Raw genomic sequence first — 12,396 nt, forward strand, 5'->3', positions numbered from 1 at the left:
CCGCGCGGCGGCGCCGCCGGGAGCGCCGCGAGATGACCCGGCTCATCCCGGTCACCCACGCCTACGGCCTGGAGGGCAAGCCGCTGCGCCGGATGAACGGCACCCTCGCCCGGCTGCTGACCACCGGGACGCGCCCCGACCTGGCCGACGGCCGCTTCGGCTCGCCGGCGTGGGTCGTCCTCAAGATGGTCGGCGTGGCGTGCCGACCGGCGCCGCGCTCATCTCGTACGACGACGTCTGGGCATCACCGATGGCGACGAGGGCAAGGCGGGGCTCGGCGCGCTGCGCGGCGGGGTCACCTCCGAGGACGTCGGCCACGCCTACGAGACCGGCGGGCGGCCCGCCGTGCAGGACTTCACCCCTCGGATGTCGCCCCCCGGCGAAACCATCGCCCTCTGCTCATGTCGGTGCCGTCGAGCAGCAGCCTCCCCGAGGTCGGCCGGATGAAGCCGATGGCTGAGCACAGTGGACTTGCCCGCTCCCGAGGCGCCCACGGAGACCGTACGGGCCGCGCTGCGCGACGCCAACGCGCTGAAGTTCGTCGACCGACTGCGCCAGGGACTCGGCGCTCTGGCCGGGGAGTGCGGCGCCCGGCTTTCCGGCGGTCGGCGGGAGCGCCTGCCCATCGCCCGCGCCCTGACCCGCGACCCGAGGGTGCTGGTGCCGGACGAGGCGACCTCGGCGCTGGACACGCACTCGAAGGCACTGGTGCAGGAGGCCTCGGCGCGGGCGCACCACGTTCGTCGCGGCGCGCCAAGCTGTCCACGGTGCGCAGCACCGACCGGATCGTGTTGATGGCGGACGGCCGCATCCAGGAGATCGGGACGCCCAAGGAACTACTGCGCCGGGGGCCGGGCGTATCCGGCGCTGCACAGCGGGCAGGTGGCCTGACCGCCCCGGAGAGGGTGCGGCTGTTTTCGGTCAATTGCGGTCACTTGAGCACATGGGATGCGTGCTTCCGCCTGGTTCGGGCATACGCAGCGAAAACAACCAGAGAGGGGCGCATTCGTGCTCGGACCGGACCCGAAGGTCGTCAGACAGTTGCTGACGCGGTACGCGACGCTGCAGATCGCTCAGGCGGAGCGGTACACGCCCGCGGCGGCGCGCGAGCTGAACGACGTCAGCCACACGCTCTGCGTGATGATGGGGGCGTCCGGTATCCACGACGCCATAGCGCAGGCCGACGCGCTGCTCGTGCGCACCCGGTCCGCGCCCGGCCCTGCCGGGCGGACGGACGGCGGGAACGGCCTGTCCCTGGCCGTCTAGCTCGCGGTGACCGCGCGCCGCCCCTTGAACGACGAGCGGTAGGCGTACGGCGTCGTGCCCACCACCTTGCGGAAGCGCTCGCGGAACGCCGTGGGCGATCCGAAACCGGCCTGCTGCGCGACCCGTTCGACCGTGTAGTCGCTGTTCTCCAGCAGATACTGGGCGCGCCGCACCCGGGCCCGCAGCAGCCACTGCAACGGCGTGGTGCCCGTCTGCTCGCGGAACCGCCGGCTGAAGGTGCGCTCGCTCATCCCTGCGCGGGCCGCCATCGCGCTCAGCGTCACCTCGTGGGCCAGGTTGTCCTCGATCCAGTCCAGCAGCGGCTCCAGAGCGGACCCGCGGGGCACGGGCGGGTGCTCGTGCACGATGAACTGGGCCTGGCCGCCCTCCCGTTCGAGCGGCATCACCGACATCCGGGCGGCGTTCGCGGCCACGGCCGAGCCCAGGTCCCGGCGGATCATGTGCAGGCACATGTCCAGCGCGGCGGCGGCGCCGGCCGAGGTGAGGATCTGCCCGTTGTCGACATAGAGCACGTCCGGCTGCACGTCGACGCGGGGGAAGTCCCGGGCGAGCGCCCCGGCGGCCACCCAGTGCGTGGTGGCACGCCGGCCGTCCAGCAGCCCGGCCTCTGCCAGCACGAAGGCGCCCACGCACACCGAGGCGATCCGGGTGCCGGCCGCGGCCGCCCGCCGCAGCGCGGCGAGCACGGCGGGGGAGGGCGGCGGTGCGCCTTCAGCGCGGCCGGGGACGATGATCGTGTCGGCGTCGGCCAGCGCCTCCAGGCCTCGGTCGACGCGCAGGCCGAAGCCGCCGTCCGCGGTCACCTCGGGCCGCTCGGCGCACAGCCGGACCCGGTAGGGCTGCCGGCCGTCGGGCAGCTGCGTCCAGTCGAACACCTGCATGGGCGCCGCCATGTCGAACGGCACGACGCCATCGAGAACCAGAATCGCCACGAGGTGCATGACCGCCACGATAGACGGATTCCCGCCATGCCCCTGAGCAGGGCCTCCGGGTGATGACGTTTCAGAACTTCGGCGTAAGTGGTTGGCGAGAACCCGTTGGAAGCTGTCGTTTCAGCCTCTGGGTGATCATCCGCGAGGCCCCTAACGTGAGCCCGGCACCGCTGATCACACCAAGGAAAGAGTCCCGGTGACCAAGCTCCTGCTGTCCCTCCACGTCCTGGCAGCCATCATCGCCGTCGGCCCCGTGACCGTCGCCGCCAGTATGTTCCCGCCGGCCGTACGCCGTGCCGCTCCCGAAGAGGGCGACAGGCCCGCCGCCACAGGGCTCACGACCGTCGCACTGCTCCACCGCATCTGCCGGGTCTATGCCCGGATAGGGGTCCTCGTCCCCGTCCTCGGCCTCGCCACCGCCCTCGCGATGGGCGTGCTGGGCGACGGCTGGCTCATCGCCTCGATCACCCTGACCGCGGCGGCGGCAGGGATTCTCCTCGCCTTCGTGCTGCCCCGTCAGGACGAACTCGTCGAGCAGCTCACCGGAGACGGGCCGGTCGACCGCCGGAGCACCGTTCAACTGGCGATGTTCACGGGGGTCTTCAATCTCCTCTGGGCGACCGTCACCATCCTGATGATCGTCCGCCCCGGCTCGACGACGGGCGCCTGACCGCCCGGATCCGCCCGCCCTCACCGCAATGCGCGGCAGATCCCGTGTGACCGTTCCGTGTCACTGCGTACCGGGGAAGTCCCACGTCGCACCGGACGGACGCCTACACTCGGCAGTCGCGTCCCCGCACCGGGGCCGCCGAGCAGAAAGGCACGTTGACGGGTGTTCCAGGATTCCCCCATCTACGACCGACTCATCGCGGAGTGCGGCGACGTGCCCGCACAGGTCCGCAGCGAGGCCGAACGCGTGAGCAGGGAACTGGAGTCGGTCATGCGGCCCCTGCGGTCCGGCGGCTTCGCTCCGGGCCCCGGCGGGCCGCAGTCTCCCGGCAACGGCTGGCAGCGCGCCGGCCTGCTGCCCGGACCGCGTCCGCAATGACCCCCGTGTGACGGCCGCTCACCGCACCGTGGTGCTCGCGCCGTTGAGCTCCGCGGGCTCGTCGGGAATGGGACGGGACAGCCACTCCGCGATGGTCCGCGCGATCGGCTGTTCCGTCTCCACCTCCACGAACCCGAACTGCCCCGACTGATTGCACTCCAGGAACCACCACATCCCGTCGGCGTCCTCGGCGAAGTCGAATGCCCCGTACGCCAGTTCGGCATGGCTCAGATAGGTGCGAACGGCGTCGGCGGTGCGTGCCGGGACCTCGACCGGCTCCCAGGGCGACCCGGGGGCGGCGAAACGTACATCCACCTCCTCCGGATCCGCGTCCGGCGCCGTCGCCTTACGGGCCGCCAGCAACCGCTCGCCCACCACGGTCAGCCGGATGTCGGCCCGCTTGGCGACCCGCCGCTGAAGCAGCGTCGGCCCGAACGCGACCGCCGAGAAGTCCGTGTCCGGCGCCACCCGGCTGGTCGGCACGGCCCGAGGCGGATCCTGCGGATGCGCGCCCGACACCGGCTTGACCACCAGGTCGGGGAAACGCTCGGCGAACTCCCGCGCCGCACGCGGGAACGTGGTGATCAGCGTGGCCGGCACCGGCAGGCCGCAGCGCTGGGCCAGACGCAGCTGCCACGGCTTGTGGCGGGCCCGCCGGGCCGCGTCCGGATGGTTCATCCAGCGCGCGTCGCAGCCGCGCAGCATGCCATAGAGCGCCTGCGAGGCCTCCTCGGTCAGCCACGCGGACGGCTGCGGCGCGCGCCCGGCCGGGGTTCCCGGCCGGCGCACCCAGACGGACCGCAGCCCGCCGATGCTCACCAGCCGCCCCCCGACGGACAGATGGCCCCGGAACCGGCCGTGGACGTATTCCCCGGACAGCGAGACGCCGTCGGTCAGATCGGCGGGGTCGAGGCGCACCACGGGCACTCCGGAGCCGTTCAGGTGGACGACCACCATGTCGGCGGTCACGTCCTCCTCACAGGTGAGGATCAGCACCGTCATCGTCTACGGTCCGCGTTCAGTCGTCGAAGTGGGTCTTGGAGCCCGCGGTGGACGTCGTGGTCCCCACCTCACGCAACAGTGCGTGATCGCAGGCGGCGATCCGTCCGTCCCCGAGTACGTTCAACTGCAGTCCGGAGTCGTACGCATACGGAGTGGCAACAGCCAACTCAACTGCCGGGCGTGCGTAGTTGAGCGCGAACGGTTGCATCGTGTCTCCCTCGTCGGTGCTGCGCCGACCAGACAACGGCCCGCTGTGGTCCGCCGCTTGGTCCGCCGACTTTTTTCGGCTTCCAGAGACTTATACGAATCGAACGGGTGGTTGGTTTCCTTACGGTGCGTAATCATCGGCGGGTTGCCGCCCCGACCGCCGCCAAGGCGCTCCGGGCGGTCCCGCGCCGAGGGAGCCACGCAGGGTGCGCAGAGCGAGCAGAAGTACGCCGATGTCGTCCAGGTAGACCGGATCGGGCAGCAGGTCGGCCGGCAGCACCAGATACAGGACGGCACCCCAGAAGACCCAGCGCGGTCCCGTGGGCAGCCCCGCCCGTCGCAACTCCCGCCGCGTACGGACCAGACGGACCAGGACGGCGACGGCTCCGGCCAGCACCGCGGCCGCGAGGATCACGGCGACGGTCAGCACCGTGGTGGTCGACTCCAACGTCGCTGCCCTCCTTCCGACGACCGGAGCATCGCGGCCCCGCCGGCCGCGACACAGCCCTCTCCGGTTGGATTCCCGCTGACGGCCCCGGTATGGCGGCGGGGACCGGCCATGCACGCACGCGTCCCATGCCCTGCCGTATCCCCGTGAAACGCCGGATCGCCGCAGGTCATCCGGGTGGAGTAGTCGAGTGGCAGCGAGGTGGGGTGAAGCCTAGTAATGGTCATCAGCATTCCTCAGGGAGCCGATCATGACCACTTTGCCTTCGTCAGCGCGCTCGAACGGAGCGGTCATACCCTCCGGGGCGGCTGGGGCCCCGCCCACCGAAGGCCCGGGCGCCACCGTCGGCCTCGTGGACCCCGTCGAACACACGGGGCCCTTGGATCCGCCGGGCCCCGCGCGCCCCGACGCCCCGGCGCCCGCACGGCCGTACGGCGACCCGGCGGGCGACCTCGTGCAGGCGGCCGTCGCGGATCGGCCCCTCGAGGAGGTCGTCGACCTGATCACCGCGCTGGAAGGGGCGCCCGAGCACACGGGGGCGGTCGCCGACGCCCTGCGCGCCGCGGGGATCGACCGGTCCGTGGAGGACGTCATCCGGCTGGTCGCGCTGCTGACCCGGGCACCCCGCGACGTCGGCAGCGCGGACGAGATGATCCGCGCGGCGGCGGCGCACCGCTCCGTCGAGGACGTCACCCTGCTGGTGGCGCTGCTCCACAAGGAGCCGCTGGCGCCCCACTGCCGTGAGGAGGCGCTGCGCGCGGCCGCGACGGGCCGCTCCGTCGGTGAACTGGTCGAACTGGTCGACCGGCTGGCCGTGCACCGGCCGCCCGAGCACCTGCTTCGGCTTGCGACGGAGGCGCCCCGGCTCGCGGACGGGAACGACGAGAGCCCGCGGGGCGGCCGCCGGTCCGACGGCGTACCCGCTCCCGCCCCGCGCGCCGGATTCCGCGTCTTCCGCCGGCGGCCCGCGGGGCGCGACGGCGCACGATGGACGCGGCGCCCGCGCCGTCGCCCGGGCACGGCCGCCCGGCCCCTGATCTGGTCCAGTTGGCTCGTCGCGGTGGCCCTCGCCGTGTGCGGGGCGACCCACTTCCCGCTGCGACAGGACGGCGTCCCCCTGGGGCTGCTCGCCCTTGCCGTCGGCCTGTCGGTCCTCTGCACGCTGGTGGCGCTGATCCTGGTGGTGCGTCCCGGTGCGGTGATGCTGGCGGTGGCTGTCGTGGTGCCGACCGCCCTGGCCGCGGCCCACGCCTACGGCGGCACCCTCCCGTCGGCCGCGCTGCCCCGCGCGGTGGCCCTCGCGGTCGCGCCCGCCTGGCTCACCACGTCGGCCGCCTTCGCGGCGGCGCTTCTGGCGCTGACGGCCCTGGTCGTCCGCGTTGCCTTCCCCTTCGGCCGCTGGAGACCCTGGCCGCCCCCGGAAGCCCACCGCGTGGCCGACGTGGGGGAGTGAGCGCAGACACCGGGCGGCGCGACGGCCGTTCGCGGCGGGACGTGTCTCCTTCCCGGCCGCCGACAACTGCGGGGGTGCCTGCGCACCTCGGCGCTACGAGGTGCCTCCCCCAGAGGGGGGTACCCCCAGCGCCCACCCGTGCCGCCCTGGGGGTACCTCCCAGGCCCTTAAGGCACTGGGGGAGGCACGGCTGCCCGCAGGCTGCGGGAGGACTGGCACCCTCGCCGCCCCCGGAGGCCCACCGCATGGCCGAAGTGGGGGAGGGACCGAGGCACCGGGCGGCGTAACGGCCGTTCGCCCGGTGTTCCGCCGCGCGGCGGGAGGTGTCTACTTCCCGGCAGCAGGCTGGCTCAGTGGTCGGATGTCGTCGACCGGCGTTCCGGGGCCGGTTCCTCGGGCTCCCCGGGCGTGGCGGGGCGGGTTTTGGTGCCGGCGGGCCTCAGGCGTTCCAGGGTGCGGGTCAGGTGCTGGAAGGGGCTGGAGGCCGTCCTGGGCGCGGGCGGGCGCACGGTGGGCGGGGTGCCGGACGACTCCTGGTACGCGGCCAGCGCCTCATGGGCCCGTTCGGCGGCCTCCCGGTACAGGTCCCGGGACTCCGTCATCGCCTTCAGGGCCTCGGCGTACATGGCCACCAGCGCCCGCTCCCGCGCGAGTTCCTCCTCCAGGGTCAGCAGGTGCCAGTCCTCCCGCAGCGCCCTCAGCGCCTCCCGCGCACCGTCCGGCAGCGCTCGCGGCAGGGCGTCGAAGCGGGCCACCGCCCCGACGAGGCCCGCCGGTTCGGTACCGTCCAGGAACACCGCCCGCACGGCGAACGCGTCGGCGTCGTACCCCTCCGGGACCGGAGCACCCGGCAGCACCACGGCACCTCCGCGCGGGACCCGCACACCGAACTCCCGCAGCGCCCAGTTCGCCACCCGCGACTGCTGGGGCGTGGCCCGGTGCTCCACGACCCGGTGCCGCAGGCCCGGCGGCAGCCAGCGCGCCAGCGGCACCCGGCCGCGCTCGTCCGTGGTCATCGCCTCATGGACGACGACATGGATGTGCCACGCGTCACGTGCGCAGTCGCGCAGCAGCCGTCGTACGGCCTTGTCGTCCGACGGGAGCGGATTGATCTCCCCGATGCGCAGTCCCGTCGCCGCGTCGTGGTTCCAGTCGGCGTCCGCCTCCTGCTCCCAGAACATCCCGGCCGGGGACGGCCAGGACTGCTCCCAGGGCCGCTCCGCCTCCGCGACCAGGGTCCAGTCCCGGCCCCGGTCCGTGCCGGGCGCGAGGCTCAGCCGGGCGCGCACGGTGACCTCCCCGGCGACCCGCATCCGGGATTCGAATACCAGGTCGGGTGCGGTCCCGTCGGCGGGGAGTTCCAGGAAGTCGTCGATGTCCCCGCCGTCCTTCAGCCGGCGCAGACCGCGCCGGAGGGCCTCGTCGGCCCCGCTGCCGGTGTGGCGGCCACGGGCCAGCCAGACCGTGGAAGGGATCGGGGGGCGGGCTGTGGGGGAGTTCGGCATGGGTCCAGGGGTGAGCGGGGGCACGTGCTCCTGCCAGTATCGTCGCCGACGGCCGGTGAAATGACGGGGGGCCCCGCCGCGACGGCTGCTCCGCCCTGCCCCTACCCGCCCTGTACGGCCCTCATGTGGGACGAGCGCGCGGCGTGTCGCGCGCGGGGTGTGCGCGGCGCACACCTGGTGACGTCCGTTCACCCATGTCCCGGCAGTACGGACATCACCACAATGGTCCCCTGAGCAGGGCCGGCCCACCATCCGCATCGGGGCCGGCCCTGCCCGCACCGGCACCGGACCGCCGACGCCGTCGCGAGGCAAAAGCCCGGACCTTATCAGGGGCGGATCACGTCTGTCGCATATTCCCCCGGAAAACACCAAAGCTCTCACCTCGATGGAGCACACACAGTAGCGTCGACGTCACGTTCGCGGTACAGCCGTGCGAGGAGGGGGATCCGGCGTGCCCGGAATCGACGAGAGTCTGCTGGAAGCCATGCGACTGCCCGGGGCCCGCGGTGCCCTGGTGGCCGACTGGGTCAGCGGGCTCGCCCTGGGCGCGGTGGGTGACGCACCCGGCGGCGACGCGGAGGCCACGGCCGCGGAGACCGCCGAGCTCGCCCGCCAGGCCATGGAGAGCGGCACACTCGCCTCGGCCGGCACCGGCCGGACGGGGACGGCCGGCCGCGAACCGCCCGTCGAGGACCTGATCCTCACCGGCGCGGACGCGTACCACCTGCTGCGTTTCGTCGTCACGACCTTCGACAGCACCGTGTTCCTGTACCTCTGGCTGGACCGCGCCGACGGCAACCTCGCCCTGGCCCGCATCCGGCTGGCCGAGATGGCGGACCGGCTGGTGCTCGGATGACCACGGCGCAACGCACGCACGGATCCGCACCCGAGCTGCTCGGCACCCTCGCCGCCGACCACGCCACCGGGGCGCTCTCCACGGAGTCCGGGATCTTCTACCTCGCGGCGGGACATGTCGTCCATGTCGAGTCCGCCCACAGCCCCGACCTCGGCGACCTGCTCACCCGCAGCGGTGCCGTCGCGCCGGCCGGCTGGTGGGAGGCGGTCGAACGGGCGGGCGCCGCCCACCAGGTGGGCCGCCGGCTTGTGGACAGCGGGCGCCTGACCGCCGGCGCCCTGGAACTGTGCCATCTGGGCGCGCTGTTCGACGCCGCGTACTTCGCGCTCGCCCACGACGGGGCCGCGCTCCGCTTCCGCCCGGGCGTCGCGCACTGGTTCGGCGCGGTGCGCCCCGTACCGGTGGCCACGGTGCTGCGCGAGTCCCGACGCCGCGGCGACCTGCTGCACCGCATCTGGCCCGACCCGGCCGTCGACACCGCACCGCTCACCCGCGCGGCCGGCGCCGATCCCGCCGGGCTGCCGCCCCGCCGCGGCCGCACCCTCGCCCTGGTCGACGGCGGCCGCACCGCCGCGCAGATCGCCTCGGCCCTCGCCCACCGCACCTTCCACACCCTCGTCGAACTGCGCCGTCTGGCCGCCGACGGGCTGGTCACGCCCGCGCCACCACCCCCGCCCGGCACGCCCCCGCACCCCGTCCCCGACGCGGGCGGCACGGCGTGGGACGAGCCCGACACAGCGCTGCTGCGACGGCTCCTGGACGCCTTGGAGGCACTGTGATCCGCGCGCGCCGGCAGCGTGCCGAAAGGAGACTGCTCATGGCCGTCGAGACCGACGTGCTGGACGAACTGCGTCGGCTCCGCACCCGCATACCCCGGCTGGCGGGAGCCCTCGCGGCCACCGTCGACGGACTGGTCCTGGCCCACGACGTCCCCGACACCGAACCGGAAGGGCTGGCCGCGCTCACCGCCGCCGCACTCGGCGTCGCCTACCGCCTGACCGACGCGGCCGCCCGCGGCGAGTTCCGCGAACTCCTCGTGCGCGGCAGCCGGGGCTACATCGCCACCTACGCGGCCGGTCCCACCGCCGTCCTGACCCTGCTCGCCGACGACCGGGTCAACGTGGGCCGGCTGCACCTGGAGGGCCGGCGCAGCGGCGCCCGGATCGCGGAACTGGTGGACACCCACGTCGGCCCGGGCGGGGGCCGGCACGCCGACCGGCTCGCCCCCCGCGCGCTCCCCGCGCGGGCCCAGGACACCGATCCGGCCCGGCCCATCGGCACCCTCCCGGTGCGGACCCCGCAACTGCCCGCACACCGCCCCCGGACCCAGCCCGGCGGCTGAACACAGGCTTTCGTCCCGGCCGGACGCCTCCGCACGACCCGGCGGCCGGCCCGAACCACCCATCCCGACGGAAAGGACACCACTCATGGCCAACACCGAGACCTCGCTCAAGGAATGCCTCAGCTCCATCGACGGCGCCACGGCCGCCGCACTTGTCGACTACACCAGCGGCATGGCCCTCGGCACCATGGGCGGCGGAAAGGACTTCAACCTGGAGGTCGCCGCCGCCGGCAACACCGATGTCGTCCGCTCCAAGCTGCGGACCATGGAACACCTGGGGCTCAACGACGAGATCGAGGACATCCTGATCACCCTGAGCAGCCAGTACCACATGATCCGCCTGCTCAAGGGACGCGGCGGGAACGGTCTCTTCCTCTACCTGGTGCTCGAGGCGGGCCGGGCCAACCTCGCCATGGCGCGCCACCAGTTGCGCCGGATCGAGGCCGAGCTGGAGGTCTGAGCCGGGCCCCGGGGCCGCGCGCGCCGTTCGGGCGCGCACGGCCCCGGCCGCCGCGCGTCAGGCCGCCTCGGGCAGCCAGAGGTCGGGGCCGAAGACCTCGTAATGGATGGACCGGGCGGGGACCCCGCGGCCGAGCAGTGCGCCGCGCACGGCGCGCATGAACGGCAGCGGGCCGCAGAGGTACACCGTCGCGTCCGCCGGGACGTCGACCCCCTCCAGATCCATCAGCCCCGTGCGGGCGCCGGGCTCCTCGGGACCGGGGCGCTCGTACCAGAACACCGCCTCCGCGTCGGGCAGCCCGTTCACCGCCTCGCGGGTCTCCGCTCGCAAAGCGTGCCCGGCGGGGGAGCCGTCGGCGTGCAGCACGAGCACCCGCCGGGTGGAACCCGTGGCGACCAGCCGGGCGAGCATGCCCAGCATCGGGGTGCAACCGATCCCGGCCGAGACCAGGACCAGCGGGGTGCCGGCCTCGTCCAGCGCGACATCGCCGGCGGGCACGGACAGGGTGAGCTCGTCCCCGGTGCCGATCCGTTCGAACAGCAGGTTGGACACCTCACCGTCCGGGGCGCCCTCATCGCCCGCGACCCGTTTGACGGTGATACGGCGCAGCTCCTCGCCGGGGTCGGAGGACAGGCTGTACTGGCGCACCTGCCGCACCCCGTCGGGCATGGGCAGCTTCACGCTGACGTACTGACCGGCCCGGGCCCGCGGCGCGGGCCTGCCGTCGGCGGGGCGCAGCACGAACGACACCACGTCGTCCGTCTCCTCATGCCGCTCCACGACCGTCCACGGGCGCCAGATGTCGCCGGGATCGACACCGGCGTCGTGGTACAGACGCGCCTCCCGCGCGATGAGGGCACCCGCCATCAGCCAGTACACCTCGTCCCAGGCGGCCGCGACCTCCGGGGTCACCGCGTCTCCCAGTACGTCGGCGATCGCGCCGAACAGGTACTTGTGGACGATCGTGTACTGGTCGTCGGTGATCCCGACCGCGACGTGCTTGTGGGCGATCCGGGCCAGCAGGGCGTCCGGCCGGCTGTCCGGGTCGTCGAGCAGCGCCTGGGCGAAACCGGCTATGGACCCGGCGAGCGCCCGCCGCTGGGCGCCGCTGGCCTGGTTGCCCCGGTTGAACAGGCCGTCCAGAAGCTCCGGCCGGTCGCGGAACATCGAGCCGTAGAAACGCGTCGTGATCTCGTCGAGCGCCCCGGCCACGGCGGGCAGGGTGGCCCGCAGCACTGCGGCGGATTCTTCGGACAGCATGAGGTCTCCCAAGGACGGGACCGAACAAGGGGGTTGGACCGCGGGTCCGGACCGGCGGCAGAACCTGTATAGCAATCAGCAATGCCGGTATCCGCGGGTAACACCGTCCCCACCGGCGACGCGGGACCGTCGTCCCGCGCGAACGGGACCACCGGCCCAGCCGGACGGCCGCCGCAGAGGGCCGACCGGCCCAGGTGTGCTGTCCCGGCACTTGGTGACACGCGTGCTGGGTGCTTGAACAGGTGAGGGCCTTCTGGGTTCGGTGTGGATTGCGACATCTACACCCGACCGCAGGAGGCCTTCCTGTCCCACCCGTAATGCCGCCCCGCTGACTCCGACCGGCAGGCTGCGTCTGGCCCGGTGTGTCGTGGACGACGGATGGCTGCTGCCGCGGGCCGCGGAACGTTTCCAGGTCAGCCATACGACCGCCGCACGCTGGGCCGGCCGCTGCAGGCAGCAGGGCGAGGCCGGGATGCAGGACCGCCCCAGCCGCCCGTATCGCCAGCCCCACCGCACACCGGCCGAGGTGGAGGCACACGTTCTGCGGCTGCGGCGCGAGCACCGCATCGGCCCACTGCGGCCGGCCGCCCGCACCA

At 73.5% G+C, this 12,396-nt stretch carries 14 protein-coding genes and 2 pseudogenes; 10 read left to right on the forward strand and 6 right to left on the reverse strand.

All coding sequences use genetic code 11. The annotated features are described in order from the left end of the window. Positions 1-29: 29 nt before the first annotated feature. Both AB0L56_RS12030 and AB0L56_RS12035 read left to right on the forward strand, forming a co-directional pair. Positions 30-891: pseudogene (locus tag AB0L56_RS12030) on the forward strand (ATP-binding cassette domain-containing protein); the annotation flags it as partial. Between the two features lie 117 nt (positions 892-1,008). Continuing rightward, complete coding sequence (locus AB0L56_RS12035; RefSeq protein WP_365421927.1) at positions 1,009-1,266, forward strand: DUF5133 domain-containing protein; 258 nt, start codon at positions 1,009-1,011, stop codon at positions 1,264-1,266. Here AB0L56_RS12035 and AB0L56_RS12040 read toward each other — a convergent pair. Beyond that, positions 1,263-2,228, reverse strand: coding sequence for a helix-turn-helix domain-containing protein (locus AB0L56_RS12040; RefSeq protein WP_361025376.1), 966 nt, complete (start codon positions 2,226-2,228; stop codon positions 1,263-1,265). The two genes, AB0L56_RS12035 and AB0L56_RS12040, sit on opposite strands and share 4 nt — an antisense overlap. A 187-nt stretch (positions 2,229-2,415) precedes the next feature. Here AB0L56_RS12040 and AB0L56_RS12045 point away from each other — a divergent pair, with 187 nt between their 5' ends. Further along, complete coding sequence (locus AB0L56_RS12045) at positions 2,416-2,889, forward strand: hypothetical protein (RefSeq protein ID WP_365421931.1); 474 nt, start codon at positions 2,416-2,418, stop codon at positions 2,887-2,889. 162 nt (positions 2,890-3,051) lie between these two features. Beyond that, positions 3,052-3,267: a hypothetical protein gene (locus AB0L56_RS12050; RefSeq protein ID WP_361025382.1), complete on the forward strand. Its 216-nt coding sequence runs from the start codon at positions 3,052-3,054 to the stop codon at positions 3,265-3,267. An 18-nt stretch (positions 3,268-3,285) separates the two neighbouring features. Here the strand turns inward: AB0L56_RS12050 and tgmB are convergent, their stop codons facing one another. The 3 genes from tgmB to AB0L56_RS12065 all read right to left on the reverse strand — a co-directional run bounded on the left by tgmB (position 3,286) and on the right by AB0L56_RS12065 (position 4,924). Further along, positions 3,286-4,269 (reverse strand): ATP-grasp ribosomal peptide maturase, encoded by a 984-nt coding sequence (gene tgmB / locus AB0L56_RS12055; RefSeq protein ID WP_365421934.1) that lies wholly within the window; start codon positions 4,267-4,269, stop codon positions 3,286-3,288. 16 nt (positions 4,270-4,285) lie between these two features. Continuing rightward, entirely contained in the window at positions 4,286-4,477 is a 192-nt protein-coding gene (gene tgmA, locus AB0L56_RS12060) for a putative ATP-grasp-modified RiPP (protein WP_004935783.1), read from the reverse strand. Positions 4,478-4,597: 120 nt separating this feature from the next. After that, positions 4,598-4,924 (reverse strand): YkvA family protein, encoded by a 327-nt coding sequence (locus AB0L56_RS12065; protein WP_365421938.1) that lies wholly within the window; start codon positions 4,922-4,924, stop codon positions 4,598-4,600. 352 nt (positions 4,925-5,276) lie between these two features. Here AB0L56_RS12065 and AB0L56_RS12070 point away from each other — a divergent pair, with 352 nt between their 5' ends. After that, positions 5,277-6,377, forward strand: coding sequence for a hypothetical protein (locus AB0L56_RS12070; protein WP_365421941.1), 1,101 nt, complete (start codon positions 5,277-5,279; stop codon positions 6,375-6,377). Positions 6,378-6,727: 350 nt separating this feature from the next. Here the strand turns inward: AB0L56_RS12070 and AB0L56_RS12075 are convergent, their stop codons facing one another. Further along, a complete protein-coding gene (locus AB0L56_RS12075; protein ID WP_365421944.1) occupies positions 6,728-7,882 on the reverse strand; it encodes a hypothetical protein in 1,155 nt (384 codons plus the stop codon). A gap of 451 nt (positions 7,883-8,333) precedes the next feature. Between AB0L56_RS12075 and AB0L56_RS12080 the strand changes: the two genes are divergently transcribed. The 4 genes from AB0L56_RS12080 (at position 8,334) to AB0L56_RS12095 (ending at position 10,540) form a co-directional block, all read left to right on the forward strand. Then, positions 8,334-8,738: a hypothetical protein gene (locus tag AB0L56_RS12080; protein ID WP_361025398.1), complete on the forward strand. Its 405-nt coding sequence runs from the start codon at positions 8,334-8,336 to the stop codon at positions 8,736-8,738. Next, a complete protein-coding gene (locus AB0L56_RS12085; RefSeq protein WP_361025401.1) occupies positions 8,735-9,517 on the forward strand; it encodes a hypothetical protein in 783 nt (260 codons plus the stop codon). Before AB0L56_RS12080 ends, AB0L56_RS12085 begins: the two co-directional genes overlap by 4 nt. Positions 9,518-9,555: 38 nt before the next feature. Beyond that, positions 9,556-10,080: a roadblock/LC7 domain-containing protein gene (locus AB0L56_RS12090; protein ID WP_365421948.1), complete on the forward strand. Its 525-nt coding sequence runs from the start codon at positions 9,556-9,558 to the stop codon at positions 10,078-10,080. An 85-nt stretch (positions 10,081-10,165) separates the two neighbouring features. Next, positions 10,166-10,540 (forward strand): hypothetical protein, encoded by a 375-nt coding sequence (locus tag AB0L56_RS12095; RefSeq protein WP_365421951.1) that lies wholly within the window; start codon positions 10,166-10,168, stop codon positions 10,538-10,540. Between the two features lie 57 nt (positions 10,541-10,597). Here AB0L56_RS12095 and AB0L56_RS12100 read toward each other — a convergent pair whose 3' ends face one another. Then, positions 10,598-11,800 carry a globin domain-containing protein gene (locus tag AB0L56_RS12100; protein ID WP_365421954.1) on the reverse strand — a complete coding sequence of 401 codons (1,203 nt, stop codon included), beginning with the start codon at positions 11,798-11,800 and terminating at the stop codon, positions 10,598-10,600. A 268-nt stretch (positions 11,801-12,068) separates the two neighbouring features. On the opposite strand from AB0L56_RS12100, the pseudogene AB0L56_RS12105 reads away from it, so the two are divergent. Further along, positions 12,069-12,353, forward strand: a pseudogene (locus tag AB0L56_RS12105) (leucine zipper domain-containing protein); the annotation flags it as partial. Between the last annotated feature and the right edge of the window lie 43 nt (positions 12,354-12,396).

The organism is Streptomyces sp. NPDC052079, assembly GCF_040680275.1.
In the GTDB taxonomy this organism is placed as follows: domain Bacteria; phylum Actinomycetota; class Actinomycetes; order Streptomycetales; family Streptomycetaceae; genus Streptomyces.

What these genes read in the sequence shown, in the direction of transcription:
- AB0L56_RS12040 (WP_361025376.1), bottom strand. Translation starts at nt 2,228, where the DNA reads ATGCACCTCGTGGCGATTCTGGTTCTCGATGGCGTCGTGCCGTTCGAC.
- tgmB (WP_365421934.1), bottom strand. Translation starts at nt 4,269, where the DNA reads ATGACGGTGCTGATCCTCACCTGTGAGGAGGACGTGACCGCCGACATG.
- tgmA (WP_004935783.1), bottom strand. Translation starts at nt 4,477, where the DNA reads ATGCAACCGTTCGCGCTCAACTACGCACGCCCGGCAGTTGAGTTGGCT.
- AB0L56_RS12075 (WP_365421944.1), bottom strand. Translation starts at nt 7,882, where the DNA reads ATGCCGAACTCCCCCACAGCCCGCCCCCCGATCCCTTCCACGGTCTGG.
- AB0L56_RS12085 (WP_361025401.1), top strand. Translation starts at nt 8,735, where the DNA reads ATGACCACGGCGCAACGCACGCACGGATCCGCACCCGAGCTGCTCGGC.
- AB0L56_RS12090 (WP_365421948.1), top strand. Translation starts at nt 9,556, where the DNA reads ATGGCCGTCGAGACCGACGTGCTGGACGAACTGCGTCGGCTCCGCACC.
- AB0L56_RS12095 (WP_365421951.1), top strand. Translation starts at nt 10,166, where the DNA reads ATGGCCAACACCGAGACCTCGCTCAAGGAATGCCTCAGCTCCATCGAC.
- AB0L56_RS12100 (WP_365421954.1), bottom strand. Translation starts at nt 11,800, where the DNA reads ATGCTGTCCGAAGAATCCGCCGCAGTGCTGCGGGCCACCCTGCCCGCC.